We start from the raw sequence: 17,086 nt of genomic DNA, 5'->3' as shown, positions 1-17,086 counted from the left end.
TAGATTAATAATTATAAGCGTAAAAATGAAGTTAAAACTGTATTAAAGTTTGTGGTATTTTCGGATTCAATAATAATGAGAAAACTATTTTCCTTAATCATAGAACTTAGTATCTTTAAAGTATGGAGCAAAATATAGAGAAGTTAAAGTACCCAATAGGGAATATCAAATTTCCAGAAATAGTTTCTAAAGAATTGTTAGAAGAATGGATTTTAGATTTAGAAAATTTGCCAACTAATTTAATAGAGTTGGTAAAAGATTTATCTGCGGAACAGTTAGAGGAGCCATACCGTCCTGGAGGTTGGACTGTTAGGCAATTAATACATCATATTGCAGATAGCCATCATCATAGCTATACTAGGTTTAAATGGGCTTTATCTGAAGATAAACCATTAATTAAAGCATATGAAGAAAAAGATTGGAGCGAACTTTTTGATGCTAAAACTGCACCTATAAAATTATCTCTACACTATTTAAGTGCATTACATGCAAAGTTGGTATATCTTTTACGAGGTTTATCTTCAGATGATTTAAAGAAAAGTTATATGCATCCAGAAGGTAATGTAGAGGTTACCGTTTTAGAAAATATTTATAAATATGCATGGCATAGTAACCACCATTATGCACATATAAAAGGATTGGTAGATAGAAAAGGTTGGTAGTATATTTTAGTTTTTCCATTTAATATTACAGCCTATACTTGGTTTTTGAATAGAATTAATTTCTTTATTTTCTAGTAGATTGTCTATTGCTAACCTTAAGTCGTTACCAGAAATTGGTATGCCATTTCCGGGTCTAGAATCATCTAATTGACCTCTATAAGCTAATTCTAGCTTAGTATTAAATAAGAAAAAGTCAGGTGTGCAAGCGGCATCATAAGCTTTTGCTGTTTCTTGTGTTTCATCATATAAATATGGAAAGCTATAGTTTTCTTTTAGGGCAACTTTTTTCATTAACTCTGGTGAATCTTGCGGGTAATTAATAACGTCATTACTAGAAATAGCAATAAATTGAATACCTTTTTTCTGGTATTTTTCTGCCATTTTTACAATTTCTGGATTTATATGAATAACAAAAGGACAATGGTTGCAAATAAACATTATTAAAGTTCCTTTTTCTCCTTTCCATTGTGTAAGAGTCTCTTCTTTTAAAGAAATAGTATTTAATAAATTAAAATCTGGTGCTATTGTACCTAAGGGTAGCATATTACTTGGTGTTCTTGCCATGACAAGTTTTTTATTTTAAAGATAAAAGTATTTACGGTATTCTTTGCAATATAAAAGGGCATTTTTTAACTTCAAAAAATATTTTATAAGAATGAAAGATTTAATTAGTTGGGAAGATTTTTCTAAAATAGATATTAGAGTGGGTACTATTGTAGGTGTTACTAATTTTCCTGAAGTACGTAACCCTGCTTTTAAGCTAGAGGTAAATTTTGGAGAGGAAATAGGAATAAAAAAAACATCAGCCCAAATAACAAAATTATATTCCAAAGAAGATTTGCTTGGAAAACAGGTCACTGCAGTAGTAAATTTTCCTAAAAAACAAATAGCCAATTTTATGAGCGAATGCCTTATTTTAGGAGCTGTAGATGGTAAAGATGTAACATTGTTACAGCCTACAGAAGTAGTTTCTAACGGGCTTAAAGTTTCATAATTAATGTTGGTAACCTCTTTAGATGCTCTTAAAATAAATTTTGATGAGCAATCTTTATGGACTCTAAATTTTACTTTGGCATTGATAATGTTTGGTATTATTTTAGAAATTTCTTTGTCAGATTTTAAAGAGCTTTTAAAGAAGCCAAAACCTATTTTGGTCGGGGTTTTTAGTCAATTTGTTTTTTTACCTATAGTAACATTTTTACTAGTTTATATTGTAGAACCTACCCCAAGTATTGCATTAGGAATGTTTATGGTAGCGGCTTGTCCTGGAGAGAATGTATCAAATTTTATTACCCATTTGGCAAAGGGCAATTCTGCATTATCAGTAAGTTTAACAGCAATAGCAACGTTACTTGCTATTGTAATGATACCTTTGAATTTAAAGTTTTGGGGTAATTTGTATTTGCCAATTGCTATGATATTAGAAGAAGTTGCAATTTGTCCATTAAAAATGATACAACTTGTAGCTTTATTGCTTGGAGTTCCATTAGTTTTAGGGATTACTATTTTTCATAATCTATTAGCATTTTTTACAGGGTTTTCTTTAGCAAGTACGTTTGGGTTATCTGTTAAGGATAAAAGGGCAATAGCAATAGAAACTGGAATACAAAATTTTGGTTTAGGATTACTTTTAATTTTACTTTTTTGAGAGTTAGGGGGTGTGGCATTTAGTTTCGGGTTTAATTTTAGCTAATTATTGGAATAAAAAAACAGTTTAAATAATAATTTTCTTTGAATACTATAGGATATCAACTAATTAGAAGTTGGGTAAAGTTTAGTTTGCATTTTTATTTTAAAACAATAAAAGTTCATGGGTTAGAAAATGTACCCAAAAATAAGGCTGTTTTATTTTTACCAAACCACCAGAACGCTCTTATAGATGCGCTTTTAATAGGAGTAAGTACTGGTAGAAAACCATATTTTTTAGTTAGGTCAGATGTTTTTGCAAAACCTTTCCTAAAAAAAATATTCCACTTTTTAAGAATGCTTCCTATATATAGAATTAGAGATGGTAGAAGTTCTTTAAAAAATAATGAAGCAATTTTTAATACCTGTGCTAGTTTACTTTGCAATAAGGAAGCTATTCTTGCTTTTCCTGAAGCCAGCCATAATCTTATAAGAAAAGTGAGACCTTTAAGTAAAGGGTTTACTAGAATTATATTTACAGCATTACATAAGAATCCTAATTTACATATAATAATTATTCCGGTAGGCGTTAATTATGAAGAAGCAATTAGTTTTCCTGATAAGGCTGCACTTTTTTTTGGAAAGCCTATTGAAATTTCAGAATGGTACAATAGTGAGAATTTAAATGAGTCTGTTACAAAAATTAAAGATTTAGTATCTAGTCAGTTAAAAAAAATAACTACTCATATTAATGATGATGAAAATTACGATACAATCATTAAAAAAATTGGGGTAGATAATTTAAGTTATTTAGACCCTGAAAAAGTAAATACTGAAATTAAAGGATATGATTTAAAAGAAGATATACAGTTAACTGCTACAAATAATAAAAGAAGGATGGGATTTTTTTATTATTTATTTGTTCTTCTAAATTTTCCAATTGTTTTTTTTGTGGAAAAAAGTAATAGTTTCAAAATTACCAGAAAAAGAGTTTACAGCAACTTTTAGGTTTGCTTTAGCTTTATTTATGTACCCCATTTTTTTTATACTACTTTCTTTAGTTTTGGGCTTTTTCTTTAGTTGGGGTGTATGTTCTTTGGTTGTATTTGCTATAATTATTTATAATTACTTATACGTAAAATTAGTATAAAAAAAATGCTCTTTAGAAATAAAGAGCATTTTTAGTAAAATATATTTTATAGGATTAAATGTCGTCAAAATTTACATCTGTAAAGTTTTCTGGAGAAGAGGTTGGCTCCTCTTCTTTCTTAACTTCTTCTTCTTTTTTAAAGTCTTTTTGGTGTCTCTCAGAAATAACTTCAGAACCTTTTTCATCAATAATAAAATCCATCATCTCTTCTACGTTTTCTTTAAAAGCCGTAAAATCTTCTTTATATAAATAAATTTTATGCTTTTTATAGTGGAAAGTACCATCATCATGTGTAAACTTTTTACTTTCAGTGATTGTTAAATAGTAATCTCCTGCTTTTGTGCTTCTAACATCAAAAAAATAAGTTCTTCTTCCTGCTCTTAATACTTTGGAGTGTATCTCTTCCTGCTCCATTAAATCTCTGTCGCTCATTTTAATCTAGTTTCTAAATTATTTAATTAGATATTATTCTATCAAAAATGAAAAAAAAAAGCGTATCGAGCAACAATTTTTTAATTTTCTTTCTCTAAAAGCTGATTTTTGTACAATTCTTTGTAGTATCCATTTACGTTGTTTAATTGTTTGTGGGTACCTTCCTGTATTAGTTTTCCGTCTTCTAAAACTAGAATTTTTGAAGCGTTTTTTGCAGAAGAGACTCTATGGCTTACAATAAGAGTAGTTCTGTTTTTTGATGCTTTTTTTAAGTTGTTTAAAATTTCTTCTTCTGTTTCTGTATCTACAGCAGAAAGGCAATCATCAAACAAATAAATATTTGGGTTCTTTAAAAGAGCTCTAGCAATAGATACTCTTTGTTTTTGCCCGCCACTAAGGGTAATTCCTCTTTCTCCTAAAACGGTATCGTATCCGCCAGCAAAATCAGAAATATTGTTGTGAACTACAGCTTTTTTTGCTACCGTAATAACTTCTTCATCTGTAGCATTCTCTTTCCCAAATTTAATATTGTTTTTAATAGCGTCCGAAAATAAAAAAGCATCTTGTGGTACCGCTCCAATAGCTTCTCTTAAGCTGGTTAAATTAAGGTTGGTTATAGGTTTGTTATCTATTAAAATTTCTCCAGAAGAAACATCATAAAGTCTAGAAATTAAATCTAAAATAGTAGATTTTCCAGAGCCAGTTTTACCTATTATGGCTACAGTTTCTCCGTTTTCTATTGTAAAGGATATGTTTTTTAAGGCAGTAATATTTGTGTCTTCATAAGTGAAACTAACATTCTTAAATTCTATTTTTCCAACGATTGCAGTTATTTCTTCAACAGTATTTGTTATAGAGGGTTTTTCCTTTAAAAAGGCATTTATTCTTTTTTGAGATGCTTCTGCTCTTTGTATAATAGAAGTTAACCAGCCAACAATAGCAACAGGCCAGGTAAGCATGTTAACATAAAGAACAAACTCCGCTATTAAACCAACACCTATTTCTCCATTTATATATTGTTTACCACCAATATATATTACAAATAAATTACTAATACCAATAAGTAGAATCATAAGAGGGAAAAACCAAGCATTTATTTTAGCTAGGTTCATACTTTTTTCTTTTCCTTCTAAAGCTAAAACCCCTAAGTCTGTATTAGTTTGTGGTTCTAATGAATACGCTTTAATAACAGAAACACCTGAAAAAACTTCTTGGGTAAATGTAGAGAGAGAGGATAAATATTCTTGGACAACAGTACTTCTTTTGTGTATTACTTTACTTATTTGGTATATTAAAACTGATAAAATAGGTAACGGCAGCAAAGTATACATTGCTAGAATGGGAGCTTTAATAAACATTAAAGGTATAAGACAAACAAAAAGAGTTAAGGTTTGCATACCGTACATAATGGCAGGGCCAGAATATAAACGCACTTGGTTTATATCTTCACTAATACGGTTCATTAAATCACCAGTACGGTTTTGTTTATAAAAACTTAAACTAAGGCGTTGGTAATGGTCAAAAACTTCATTTTTTAAATCAAATTCAATATACCTAGATACATTTATTATGGTTTGACGCATTAAAAATGTAAAAAAACCAGAAAGTAAAGCTGCAGCAATAATTATTAAAATATACTGTAACAATAAATCTTCCCCTTCTCCTTTTGTAATAGTAGAGCCAATAGTATTTTCTAAAACTGAAATAGATTTATTTACGTAAGTAGGTAATACTAGCTGAAAAACACGTGCAACTATGGTAATAAGGATACCAATTACTAGTTTTTTCCAATATTTTTTAAAGTATTTATTTAGATGTTTTAATTCCTTCATGCGTTATAATAAGGGGAATGTTGCGGTTTTATAGAACAATGTAGCAAAGATAACTTTTTGATGTTTAACCAAATGTTATAAAATACATAAGATAATTGGAAATGTTGTGTCTAGTTTTTAAAATAGATGCTTACTTTTACAGCCTCAAAGTTTAACCTATTTTTTATTTTTAAGTTCTTAAAAACATGCTTACAAGAAGACACATTAGGGTAAAAGTAATGCAAAGCATTTATGCCTTGATACAATCTAAAGACGATTCTTTAGAAAAACAGAAAAAATTTTTAGATGTAAGTATAGAAAATATGTACAGCCTGTACCTATTGTTACTAAGCTTATTGATAGAGGTACACCAAATGGCCGATAATCAATTAAAATTATCTTCAAAAAAATATATTGCTACTGCAGGAGACGACTTACCTTTTAAAGAAAAGTTTGTTGCTAATAAATTACTACTGCAATTAGTAAATAATGAACAGCTAAAAGAAGAGTTAGAGATACGTAAATTAAATAATTGGTATTTAAATGAAGAATACGTAAAATTAATTTATAAAAGTATTCTAGAGAGTAATATATATTTAAAATATATGCATACCAAAGACAACTCTTATGATAAAGATAAAGAGTTAATTGTAGATTTGTTTAAAGAAATAATTGCTCCTAATGAGAAGATTTACGATTATTTTGAAGATGACAAACTTACTTGGGTAGATGATATTCCTATTGTAAACACCTATTTACTAAAACATTTAAAGAAAGTAAAAGAAAACTCAAGGGATGCTTTCTTTTTGCCAAGCCTTATAAAAGATGAGGAGGATATGCAGTATGCCCAAAAGCTATTGTCTAAAACATTATTAACTAATGATGATTTAGAGAAAGAAATTGAAGGAAAAACTCCTAATTGGGATAAAGACCGTATTGCAGGTATAGATGCTATTTTAATGAAAATGGCAATTTGTGAGTTATTAAACTTTCCGTCTATTCCAGAAAAAGTAACTATAAATGAATATTTAGAAATTGCGAAAGAGTATTCTACTCCAAAAAGTAGTATTTTTATTAATGGTATTTTAGATAAATTGGTAAAAGAATATAAAAAAGAAGGAAAGCTAAACAAAATAGGTAGGGGGCTCTTATAATTTTTTTTTTTAATTTTGTAATAAATAAAAAACAACAATAATGAAAAGAATTCTTTTAATGACCGCTTTATTTTCTGCATTTACATTTGTGTCGTGCAAAGAAAAAGCTTCTAGTAAAATAAAAACAGAAAATGTAGCTGTAGCCGCAGAAAGAGACGAAGCATCAAAAGCTTTACCTATAATGTCTTTTAATAAATCGGAGCATGACTTTGGTACTATTACACAAGGTACCCCGCAAGAGACTGTATTTACCTTTACAAATACTGGAACAGGGCCATTAATTTTAACAGATGCTAAAAGTAGTTGTGGTTGTACTATTCCAGAATACCCAAAGAATACACCAATTGCTCCGGGAGAGTCTGGAGAAATGTTAGTTAAGTTTAACGGGTCTGGACAAAACCAAATAACTAAAACAATTACGGTAACTGCTAATACAGCAAAAAAGTCTGAGACGTTACGTATTAAAGCATTTGTAAACCCTAAAGGAGCAACTCCTGTTGGGCCAACTGCTAACTAAATAATTAATTTTAAATAAATAACATGGGTGATATTGGACAGTTTTTGCCAATGATTTTAATTTTTGTAGTCGCATATTTTTTTATGATACGACCACAAATGAAAAGGCAAAAAGATGAACGCAAATTTGGAGAACAATTAAAAAGAGGAGATCGTATTGTTACTAAAAGTGGTCTACACGGAAAAGTAATAGATTTAAATGATAAGGATGCTTCTTGCGTTATTGAAACCATGGCAGGAAAATTAAAATTTGATCGTTCTGCAATTTCAATGGAAATGAGTAAAAAGTTGAATGCTCCAGCTTCAGAGAAAAAGTAAGACTTTATTATTTTTTAAATAATTTAAAAGACCAGCAATACTGCTGGTCTTTTTATTTATAAAATATCTTTAGGTAGTATTTTACGTGTCCAAGTTTTTAAACGTTTGTAGTTGCTAACTTCACTATCCGGATTGTAATCTAATGTAATATGCCAGGAGTTTTCTGGTTTAAACTCTTCTTCCATACCTTCTAAAACAAATTTTGTTATTTCTTTAGAGTTTATTATTGTTATGCACTCTGTGTTTAAATTAGCGCTTCTAGGGTCTAAATTAAAAGTGCCAATAACTGTTGTTTTACCATCTATGACCATAGATTTTGCATGTAATCCAAAGGTAGGTTTATACTCTAATTTCTCTTGGAGAGCACCTGTCATTATTTTTGTTTGTTCTGCAGCATCTGGTTTAAATTCATATATTTTTATCCCTGTTTTTAATAATGGCTCACGGTCTGTTTGGTAACTACTAAAGGCTTCTACATTATCTGTAGATGCTAAACTGTTGGTTAAGATTCTAACTTTAACACCACGTTCTACAACTTCTTTAAAAAGATTTTTTCCCAGTTCGGAAGTAATTAAATAAGGAGTTTGTATTTCTATACTTTTTTTTGCGCTTTTTACTAATTTTAAAAGTTTGCTGGTAGTAATGCCACCTCCTCCTAAGCCACTCTCGCCATCATTTTTCCCTGGAAAATCAGAAACAAAAGAAACAGAATCTGTCCAAACTAGCTTATCCGATTCTTTTAAAGAATTAAATACCTGAGGTAAATTTTGAATTTTTTCGCGTACTTGAGGCCAAAAATTTTCAGGATTACAGGCGTATTCATGTAATTTAGAAAATCGGTCTTTATCCTTAATTTCCTTTGGTAATGTATTTGTTAATTCTGTAGCAGGTACACTTAAATAACTATTCCAAAATTGTTGAAAAGACGTATTTACCTGTTTTGTTTCTTTTCCTAATAATAAAACATCTCGGTCTCTAAAATTATATTCATGGTCATAATCAAAATATTCATCAGCAATGTTACGACCGCCAGTAATTACAACTTGCTCATCAACAACAAAAGTTTTGTTGTGCATGCGTTGGTTAGCAGACCTAAAGTCTGTAGCGAATTTTCCTATTTTTTGAAAAATGTTTTTTCCAAGATTTACTCCAGGGTTGTAAATTCTAATTTCTATATTTTCATGCGCATTAAGAGAAAGAATATCCTTAAAACCGCCATCTACCATAATATCGTCTATTAATAAACGAACTTTTACGCCTTTGTCTGCTGCACGTACAAGATAATCGCACGCAATTAAACCTATATTATCTGTAGAGAAAATAAAGTACTGTATATCTATGCTCTTTTCTGCATACTCACATAGCCAAGCTCTGGTTACCATGGCGGTTCCGCCATCTTCTAAAACATAAACCCCTGTTTTATCTTGCATTAAAGGTTTAACTTCTTTTAAAGCTGCAGAAAGAGAAATGGTAGTATCTCTTTTTATATTTTGGCAATTACTAGAGGTCTTTGTCATTATTTTTTCTTCTTTACAGGAGAGAATTAATAATAGTGTTAAAAGTAAAAAAAAGAGCTTTTTAATCATTTTTATTTTTTGAAAAGCTTAAAAGTTAGCAATTACGGTATTTATCGTTTATGCCAATACCTTTTTCTATTAAGGGGATGATTTTTTCTAACCTTGCTATTTTTGTTTTTTCTTGTTTAGCTAGCATTATGTATTCTGTATATTCTTTTTGTTTATACGGTGATAATTTTCTGAACGCTTTATTTAGGTTACTATTATCTTTTAAAACTTTAGATAATAAAGAAGGAATTTTTAAGGGAGAAGCTTTCTTTTTTACGGTAGAAATTTTTAGGCCTTTTTTTTCATTTTCTATGGCTTCCATGCAATAGTCTAATACCATCTTGGTATTTATTTTATCTCCTACTGTAAGCTTCCATTGGCGCATAGCTTTTGTTTTACCTTCTTGAGCGTTTCGTAAAACCTTGTTTGGGTCTTTTAAAAATACCCCATTAAAGAACCAGATGCCATAGTGGTTTTTAAATTTACCAAGGGATAAAACGTTTTTGTTTTTTATGGTATAGGTTGGAACACTCCATTTAAAAGTTTCTTCTAAATCTGTAGATAAGATTAGTTTTCGGAGTATTGCTATTTCTTTTTTAAAAGTGTGTTCTTCAGAAAAATACTTTTCTAGCTTTTCAGAAGTTTCCATAATATTACGCTTTAGCAGCAGTAATTTCGGCAATTTTTACGATAACTCCAACTGCTTGTACCATGCTTTCTGCAGGAACATATTCATATTTACCATGAAAATTATGTCCTCCAGCAAAAATATTAGGACAAGGAAGTCCCATGTAGCTAAGTTGAGAACCATCTGTGCCTCCTCTAATAGGTTTTATAATAGGAGTAATTCCTATAGATTCCATTGCTCTTTTAGCAATTTCTACCACATACATTACAGGTTCTATTTTTTCGCGCATATTATAATATTGATCTTTAATATCTATAGTTATGCAATTTCCATGGATAGAATTTAATTTTTCGGTTATTTTTAATAGTAGCTGTTTGCGTTCTTCAAACTTTTCCCTGTCATGGTCTCTAATAATTAGTTCAAAAGTAGCTTGCTCTATTTCTCCTTGCATGTGGTGTACATGAAAAAAGCCTTCTCTTTTAGTAGTATGCTCTGGAGTTTCTTCCATAGGTAAAATAGACATAAATTCATTGGCAATGTTTATTGCATTTACCATTTTTCCTTTAGCATATCCTGGGTGCACACTTTTTCCGGTAACGGTTACTTTTGCTCCAGCGGCATTAAAATTTTCGTACTCTAACTCACCAATTTGACTACCGTCCATGGTATAAGCCCATTTTGCTCCAAATTTTTCTACATCAAATTTATGAGCACCTCTTCCAATTTCTTCATCAGGAGTAAAAGCAATTCTAATTTTACCGTGTTTAATTTCTGGATGTTTAATAAGGTATTCCATAGCAGTAACAATTTCTGCAATACCAGCTTTGTCATCCGCGCCTAAAAGGGTAGTGCCATCTGTAGTAATTAGTGTTTGCCCTTTGTATAAAAGTAAATCTTCAAAATAATCTGGAGATAAAATTATGTTTTTGTCAACATTTAATACAATGTCTTTTCCATCATAATTTTTTATAATTTGAGGTTTAACATTGGTTCCAGAAAAATCTGGAGTAGTATCAAAATGAGCAATAAAACCAATGGTAGGTACTTCTTTGTCTATATTACTTGGCAAGGTTGCCATAATATATGCATGGTTATCTATAGTAACATCTTCTAAACCAATACTTTTTAGCTCATTTACTAATTCTAGAGCTAAGTTCCATTGTTTCTCAGTACTAGGAGTGGTTTTAGATTCAGGATTACTTTGGGTGTCAATTTTTACGTAACTTAAAAACCGATTAATAAGATGCTGCATTACTATAATTTTTATTCAAAAATAGGGTTTCTAATGTATAAATTATAATATTGTAGTGTGTTAAAAGTAAGTTTATTATCACTTTTATTAGTACAGCTAAAAAAGTACTTTTATCGTAAATTTTAATCACTTATTAGGAGAGGGTTTTAGTAAAAATGTAAATAAATGAAGAATATTAAATATAATAGTGTTGTAGTATTTGTTTTTTCCTGTTTTGTTAGTTTTTCGCAAGATTGCACCTTGAATGTAGGGGGCGGTAATGTAGAAACTATTGTATCTGTTTTTCAGTTAAATACAATCCAAAAAAATAAGCTTGAGGATATAAAAGCGGCTTATAGTATAGAGGCAAAATCTTTGGAGGAAGAAATAGAAAAGTTGTTAGCAGATCATCCGCAGAGTACGCCACAGGAATTACAACTTTTAGGAAATAAATATATAGCACTCAAAAATAAATTAGCAGATAAAGCAGAGGAAACAGATCTTAAATTGTTAGAAAGTTTTAACGAAAAACAATATAATCGTTATATAGCATTGTGTAAAGAAGCGTATAGAAAACCCTTTGTAATAACACCAGTAGTTTATAGAGATAGTATTGCTCCAAAATAATTTAAAAGTTCTTTTAAAAAACAGAACTAGAAGAAGATAATACTCAAATTGAGTTTGTACTTTTGTCAAAATTTTTCCCTTACATCATGTATAAGATTTTAATACGTCCATTATTTTTTTTATTAGATCCAGAAAGAGTTCATCATATTAGTTTTAAACTAATAAAGTTTGCTTCAAAAATTGGAATGTCCGGACTATTTAGGTTACTTTTTGTTGTTAAAGACAAGCGTTTAGAACGCGAGGTATTTGGATTAAAATTTGATAATCCAGTAGGGCTTGCAGCTGGTTTTGATAAGAATGCTGTTTTATATAATGAATTGGCAAACTTTGGTTTTGGTTTTGTAGAAATAGGAACTTTAACGCCAAAACCCCAAGATGGTAATCCTAAGAAAAGACTTTTTAGATTAAAGGCAGATAAGGCTATTATTAACCGTATGGGGTTTAACAATAAAGGTGTTTTTGAAGCCGTAGAAAAATTAAAAAAGAAGCATAATGTGCTTATTGGAGGTAATATTGGGAAAAATAAAATAACGCCAAATGAAGATGCAATAAAAGATTATTTGGTGTGTTTTGATGCTCTTTTTGATCATGTAGATTACTTTGTTGTAAATGTAAGTTCTCCTAATACACCAGGTTTAAGAGAATTACAAGATAAAGAACCGTTAACAGCTTTATTAAAAGAGTTAAAAACTCAGAACAAAAAGTATACGGTTAAAAGAGATGGTGAAAATAAACCAATACTTTTAAAAATAGCACCAGATCTTACAGATGCACAGTTATTAGATATTATTACTATTGTAGCAGAAACTAAGATTGATGGAATAATAGCTACCAATACTACTATAGAAAGAAAAGATTTAAAATCTAGCTTAGTGGAAACGGAAGAAAAAGGAGGTTTAAGTGGGAAACCGCTTAAAGATAGAAGTACAGAAGTAATCCGTTTTTTGTCCGAAAAGAGTAATAAGGCATTTCCTATAATTGGAGTTGGTGGTATTAACTCTGCAGAAGACGCTATAGAGAAGCTTGAAGCAGGAGCAGACCTAATTCAAGTTTGGACAGGCTTTGTTTATGAAGGTCCAGCATTAGTTAAGAAAATTAATAAGGCTATTTTAGAGAGAAATATCTAATATTTCAGTGTTTTTTAGCATAAGATTCCTTAGAGGTTTCATGAAAAATAGTTTTTCTCTTATACGCTTAAAAAAAGTATAAACTATAATGTATCAAAATTGAATGTAGAAATTTTGTTTGCTTTTGTAGCGGCAACTTCTGTTTTGGCTATTTCTCCAGGGCCAGATAATATTTATGTGCTAATGCAGAGTATTACAAATGGAAGAAAATACGGTATGGCTACAGTTATGGGGCTTATTTCTGGCTGCATAATACATACGACACTACTAGCTTTTGGAGTATCTGCAATTATTAAAAATAACGAGAACATTTTTTTTATTATAAAGTTATGCGGAGCTAGTTATTTAATCTATTTAGCATATAAGGTATATAGTAGTAAAGATGTGATTAATTTGTCTGGAGAAGAGGTGGCGAAGAGGAGTACTTGGCAGCTGTTTAAACAGGGGTTTGTAATGAACGTGTTAAACCCTAAAGTCACCATTTTTTTTCTAGCTTTTTTTCCAGGATTCTTGTTTAGTAAAGAGCTAAATACTGTAGTTCAGTTTTATGTTCTAGGGTTTTTGTTTATGTTTGTCTCTTTTGTTATTTTTAGCATAATCGTAATTTTATCAGGTTTTATTTCTGATTTTTTTTCAAAAAATCAGAAAATGGGTTCTTTTTTTAAATGGTTGCAAATTATTGTGTTTGTCGGAATTGCAATATTTCTATTTTCTTCGGATAAATAATAGTAAATTTATACCCATTAAATTAAAGAATGTCTACATCTGTTAAAATAATAGAATGCCCTAGAGATGCTATGCAAGGCATCAAAACTTTTATTCCAACCAATAAAAAAGTAAAATACATTCAATCTTTATTAGGTTGTGGTTTTGATACGCTAGACTTTGGAAGTTTTGTTTCGCCAAGAGCAATACCCCAAATGGTTGATACTGCTGAGGTTTTAGCTAATTTAGATTTATCCAAAACAGAAAGTAAACTATTATCTATTGTAGCAAATGTTCGTGGAGCGCAAGATGCATCGGAACATAAAGAAATACAATATTTAGGATATCCTTTTTCTATTTCAGAAAACTTTCAAATGCGTAATACGCATAAAACAATTTCACAGTCTGTAGAAATACTGCAAGAAATATTAAATATAGCAGATGCTTCTAATAAAGAAGTGGTAACCTATATATCTATGGGTTTTGGAAACCCTTATGGTGATCCTTGGAATGTAGATATAGTTGGAGAGTGGACTGAGAAGTTAGCTAATATGGGCGTTAAAATTTTATCGCTTTCAGATACGGTAGGAACCTCAAATGCGGAAACTATAGATTATTTATTTTCTAATCTAATTCCTAAATATCCAAACATAGAGTTTGGTGCACACTTACATACAACGCCTACAAAATGGCATGAGAAAGTAAACGCAGCATACCAAGCAGGTTGTCGTAGGTTTGATGGAGCAATACAAGGCTTTGGTGGGTGCCCAATGGCTAAAGATGAGCTTACTGGGAATATGCCAACAGAAAAAGTACTTTCTTATTTTACTTCAGAGAAAGTTGAAACTAACGTAAATTGGATGGTTTTTGAAGCGGCTTATAATAAAGCTTCAGAACTTTTTTCAGCATACCATTAACTCTATTGTGTTGGTCTATATGTTGTTATAATTCTTTTCATTAAAAAATATTAAGTTTATTTAGATTTATTACAAATAAAGTTTGTGTATTCCATTTTTGGGTTTATTTTTGCGTAAATTATTTAAAACAAGTCTAAATAAACATAGTAATTATTCAAATGAAAAAAATAGCATTACTTTTTGGTTTACTTTTTGCGTTAACCGTAACAGCGCAAACTGCAACAGATTCTATAACCTTAAATCCGCAAAAACAAATAAATGCAGCACAACGATTATTATCTGGTAATTATGCATCAGCAGTTACTGTAGGTGCTTATGCTGAAATGTTATACAACCAGCCAGAAGGTGATAATGGAGAGCTAGATGTACAACGTATGGTACTTTTATTTGGTTATCGTTTTAATGATAAAACCCAGTTTGTAACAGAAGTTGAATTAGAGCATGTAAATGAAGTTTTTGTGGAGCAGGCTTTTGTAAATTATAATGTAGCCAATAATGTAAACTTAAGAGGTGGTTTAATGTTAGTGCCTATGGGAATTGTGAATGAGTTTCATGAGCCAACTACCTTTAATGGTACAGAACGACCAACAATGGATAACGTAATAGTACCAACTACTTGGAGAGAAATAGGTATTGGGGTTTCTGGGAAATTTAATGATATTTCTTTAGGATACCAAGCCTATGTGTTTAATGGTTTTAAGTCTACATTTAGTGATGGCGAAGGAGGCTTGTCAGGAGTGCTAAAAGGTTCTAACGGTTTACGTGGAGGAAGGCAAAAAGCAATACAATCTACAGTAGATAGTCCAACGTTATCTACAAAGTTAGATTATTATGGCATTCCAGGATTAAGATTAGGGTTTTCTACTTATTTTGGTAAAACACAGGCTGCTGATGATGTAGAAGAGATAGATGGAGCTAATATTGGTATAGCAATGTTGGGATTAGATGCTAGATATGCGTACCAACGTTTTACAGCACGTGGACAATTTATACACGCATCATTATCGGATACAGAAGCATATAACACTGCAACAGGGAAAGATTTAGGAAGTGCATTACAAGGTTGGTATGTAGAAGGAGCTTATAATTTATTACCAACAAATAAAATGCAAAAATTATTTGCTTTTGCTCGTTATGAAAAGTATGATACCCATGCTAATACAGATGGAGCTTTGGTTGAAAATGAAGCATATAACAGAACAGATCTTACAACAGGCTTAACCTATCATATTGCTCCTGGAGTAGTTGTAAAAGGGGATTATCAGTTTAGGAAAAATAAAGCTGATGGTAATGATGGTGTAAAAAACAGACTAAATTTTGGAGTAGGAGTTTGGTTCTAAATTATAAATAATAATCCTCTTCCTTAAAAAAGGGAGGGGATTTAAAAAAACAAGAGTTTTGTAATAAATATTAGGTTGCATATTCGGGTTTGTTAAATTGGTAATATAATTGTTTACAGTAATCCAATAAAATCAATAAATTTTATTATTAAAAATGATTCTAAATTAGTAATTTTACACTATGATACTTAGAAACCAAATTACAGGTCTTTTATTGTTGCTTACTTTTTTCCTTTTTGGGTTTGGATTGCCAAAATCCATTCATAAAAAAGTACAAAAAGAGGTAATGAACGTTTTTGAAGTTAGTACGTTTTCTATGGAATCAGTAAGCGTTTCAGAAAGTGTAAATGCGCAATTGCCTTCTAAAATTACAACTGATAACCTATTTAAACTTATGGATGGAGCAAACCTTTTAGGGTATGCTTTTACAGATAAGGCTAACAGTAAAACTGCTCAGTTTGATTATTTGGTGCTTTTTGATAAGGATCTAAAAGTAATACACTCTAAAGTATTAATTTATAGAGAAGAATATGGTGGTGAGATAGGAAGTAAGAGGTGGTTAAAACAATTTTTAGGAAAAACAGGGTCTGATAGAGTAGATATAAAAACGAATATTGATGCTATTTCTGGAGCAACAATTTCTGTGCGTTCAATGACAAAATCAATGGATAACCTACTTCAAACAATAGGAATTCTTCAAGAAAATAACCAATTGTAATGGTGTACAATGGTTTGCTTACTACATTTCCAAAGGAAATAAAAATATTTATATCGGCCTTTGTTTTAATTCTCTCAGCGGGCTTTTTTACAGGTTTATTATTTGTAAACCAAACCAGTACTGCATCTCCAGCAGGAATTCAAGAAAATTATTTAGGAAATGAAGAGGATGAAAATGCTGAAGTAATGAAATTTCATAAGGGTGAAAGAGAAATGTTAACTATCATTCACACACACATTCTTTCCATGTCATTTATATTTTTTCTTTTAGGAATATTAGTGTGGTTAACTAAATTGCCTAAAAAGATAAAGCTGTTTTTAACCGTAGAACCATTTGTATCTGTAATACTAACTTTTGGAGGTATCTATTTACTTTGGACAGGTGTCTTATGGATGAAGTACATTGTGATATTATCTGGAATTTTAATGACAGTCACTTTTACTGTTTCTTCTTTATTGGTACTTTATCAATTAGCTTTTACAAAAATCAATAAATAGTTTTATAATTTTTGTAATTAATAAAATAGGAATAATAGCTTAAAGAACTACTTAATTATATT

General features: G+C 30.3%; 20 protein-coding genes. 14 read left to right on the top strand and 6 right to left on the bottom strand.

The features are described from left to right. Positions 1-122 precede the first annotated feature (122 nt). A complete protein-coding gene (locus Q0945_RS00665) occupies positions 123-662 on the top strand; it encodes a YfiT family bacillithiol transferase (protein WP_298487723.1) in 540 nt (179 codons plus the stop codon). Between the two features lie 6 nt (positions 663-668). On the opposite strand, the gene Q0945_RS00660 is transcribed toward Q0945_RS00665, so the two are convergent. After that, on the bottom strand, positions 669-1,226 hold the full coding sequence (locus Q0945_RS00660; RefSeq protein WP_299429755.1) for a thioredoxin family protein: 558 nt from the start codon (positions 1,224-1,226) through the stop codon (positions 669-671). Between the two features lie 91 nt (positions 1,227-1,317). Here Q0945_RS00660 and Q0945_RS00655 point away from each other — a divergent pair, with 91 nt between their 5' ends. The 3 genes from Q0945_RS00655 to Q0945_RS00645 all read left to right on the top strand — a co-directional run bounded on the left by Q0945_RS00655 (position 1,318) and on the right by Q0945_RS00645 (position 3,296). Continuing rightward, positions 1,318-1,656, top strand: a complete 339-nt coding sequence (locus Q0945_RS00655; protein WP_299429753.1) for a tRNA-binding protein — start codon at positions 1,318-1,320, stop codon at positions 1,654-1,656. A 3-nt stretch (positions 1,657-1,659) separates the two neighbouring features. Further along, positions 1,660-2,310: a bile acid:sodium symporter gene (locus tag Q0945_RS00650; RefSeq protein ID WP_366135560.1), complete on the top strand. Its 651-nt coding sequence runs from the start codon at positions 1,660-1,662 to the stop codon at positions 2,308-2,310. A gap of 83 nt (positions 2,311-2,393) precedes the next feature. Further along, on the top strand, positions 2,394-3,296 hold the full coding sequence (locus tag Q0945_RS00645) for a lysophospholipid acyltransferase family protein (protein ID WP_299429751.1): 903 nt from the start codon (positions 2,394-2,396) through the stop codon (positions 3,294-3,296). A 196-nt stretch (positions 3,297-3,492) separates the two neighbouring features. On the opposite strand, the gene Q0945_RS00640 is transcribed toward Q0945_RS00645, so the two are convergent. Together Q0945_RS00640 and Q0945_RS00635 are read right to left on the bottom strand one after the other, a co-directional pair. Further along, positions 3,493-3,870 (bottom strand): PUR family DNA/RNA-binding protein, encoded by a 378-nt coding sequence (locus Q0945_RS00640; protein WP_299429749.1) that lies wholly within the window; start codon positions 3,868-3,870, stop codon positions 3,493-3,495. Positions 3,871-3,950: 80 nt separating this feature from the next. Further along, complete coding sequence (locus tag Q0945_RS00635) at positions 3,951-5,702, bottom strand: ABC transporter ATP-binding protein (RefSeq protein ID WP_299429747.1); 1,752 nt, start codon at positions 5,700-5,702, stop codon at positions 3,951-3,953. A 185-nt stretch (positions 5,703-5,887) separates the two neighbouring features. Here Q0945_RS00635 and nusB point away from each other — a divergent pair, with 185 nt between their 5' ends. The 3 genes from nusB to yajC are packed head-to-tail and all read left to right on the top strand — an operon-like array spanning position 5,888 to position 7,669. Then, the gene (gene nusB, locus Q0945_RS00630; RefSeq protein ID WP_299429745.1) at positions 5,888-6,835 is read left to right on the top strand and encodes a transcription antitermination factor NusB; all 948 of its coding nucleotides are present in this window, start codon (positions 5,888-5,890) and stop codon (positions 6,833-6,835) included. 40 nt (positions 6,836-6,875) lie between these two features. Beyond that, a complete protein-coding gene (locus Q0945_RS00625; protein ID WP_299429743.1) occupies positions 6,876-7,352 on the top strand; it encodes a DUF1573 domain-containing protein in 477 nt (158 codons plus the stop codon). Positions 7,353-7,375: 23 nt separating this feature from the next. Beyond that, a complete protein-coding gene (yajC, locus tag Q0945_RS00620) occupies positions 7,376-7,669 on the top strand; it encodes a preprotein translocase subunit YajC (protein ID WP_299429741.1) in 294 nt (97 codons plus the stop codon). A 56-nt stretch (positions 7,670-7,725) separates the two neighbouring features. On the opposite strand, the gene Q0945_RS00615 is transcribed toward yajC, so the two are convergent. The 3 genes from Q0945_RS00615 to pepT all read right to left on the bottom strand — a co-directional run bounded on the left by Q0945_RS00615 (position 7,726) and on the right by pepT (position 11,114). Beyond that, positions 7,726-9,186 (bottom strand): phospholipase D family protein, encoded by a 1,461-nt coding sequence (locus tag Q0945_RS00615; protein WP_299429739.1) that lies wholly within the window; start codon positions 9,184-9,186, stop codon positions 7,726-7,728. 94 nt (positions 9,187-9,280) lie between these two features. Beyond that, positions 9,281-9,883 carry a DUF1801 domain-containing protein gene (locus tag Q0945_RS00610; RefSeq protein ID WP_299429737.1) on the bottom strand — a complete coding sequence of 201 codons (603 nt, stop codon included), beginning with the start codon at positions 9,881-9,883 and terminating at the stop codon, positions 9,281-9,283. Positions 9,884-9,887: 4 nt separating this feature from the next. Next, positions 9,888-11,114: a peptidase T gene (gene pepT, locus Q0945_RS00605; RefSeq protein WP_299429735.1), complete on the bottom strand. Its 1,227-nt coding sequence runs from the start codon at positions 11,112-11,114 to the stop codon at positions 9,888-9,890. A 165-nt stretch (positions 11,115-11,279) separates the two neighbouring features. Between pepT and Q0945_RS00600 the strand changes: the two genes are divergently transcribed. The 7 genes from Q0945_RS00600 to Q0945_RS00570 all read left to right on the top strand — a co-directional run bounded on the left by Q0945_RS00600 (position 11,280) and on the right by Q0945_RS00570 (position 17,024). Continuing rightward, positions 11,280-11,720 carry a Spy/CpxP family protein refolding chaperone gene (locus Q0945_RS00600; RefSeq protein WP_299429732.1) on the top strand — a complete coding sequence of 147 codons (441 nt, stop codon included), beginning with the start codon at positions 11,280-11,282 and terminating at the stop codon, positions 11,718-11,720. Between the two features lie 86 nt (positions 11,721-11,806). Further along, the gene (locus tag Q0945_RS00595) at positions 11,807-12,847 is read left to right on the top strand and encodes a quinone-dependent dihydroorotate dehydrogenase (RefSeq protein WP_299429730.1); all 1,041 of its coding nucleotides are present in this window, start codon (positions 11,807-11,809) and stop codon (positions 12,845-12,847) included. A gap of 99 nt (positions 12,848-12,946) precedes the next feature. After that, positions 12,947-13,573 (top strand): LysE family translocator, encoded by a 627-nt coding sequence (locus Q0945_RS00590; protein ID WP_299429728.1) that lies wholly within the window; start codon positions 12,947-12,949, stop codon positions 13,571-13,573. Between the two features lie 29 nt (positions 13,574-13,602). Then, positions 13,603-14,469 (top strand): hydroxymethylglutaryl-CoA lyase, encoded by an 867-nt coding sequence (locus Q0945_RS00585; RefSeq protein ID WP_299429726.1) that lies wholly within the window; start codon positions 13,603-13,605, stop codon positions 14,467-14,469. Positions 14,470-14,627: 158 nt separating this feature from the next. Further along, positions 14,628-15,809 carry a hypothetical protein gene (locus tag Q0945_RS00580; protein ID WP_299429724.1) on the top strand — a complete coding sequence of 394 codons (1,182 nt, stop codon included), beginning with the start codon at positions 14,628-14,630 and terminating at the stop codon, positions 15,807-15,809. A gap of 181 nt (positions 15,810-15,990) precedes the next feature. Further along, positions 15,991-16,527, top strand: a complete 537-nt coding sequence (locus Q0945_RS00575) for an FMN-binding protein (protein WP_299429722.1) — start codon at positions 15,991-15,993, stop codon at positions 16,525-16,527. After that, positions 16,527-17,024 carry a hypothetical protein gene (locus tag Q0945_RS00570; protein WP_299429719.1) on the top strand — a complete coding sequence of 166 codons (498 nt, stop codon included), beginning with the start codon at positions 16,527-16,529 and terminating at the stop codon, positions 17,022-17,024. The genes Q0945_RS00575 and Q0945_RS00570 overlap by 1 nt, the downstream gene beginning before the upstream one ends. The last annotated feature ends 62 nt before the right edge of the window (positions 17,025-17,086 follow it).

Source organism: uncultured Maribacter sp. (assembly GCF_947500405.1).
In the GTDB taxonomy this organism is placed as follows: Bacteria; Bacteroidota; Bacteroidia; order Flavobacteriales; family Flavobacteriaceae; genus Maribacter_B.
The sequence above is the reverse complement of the archived record's forward strand: the minus strand, read 5'-3'. Positions and strand labels throughout refer to the sequence as shown.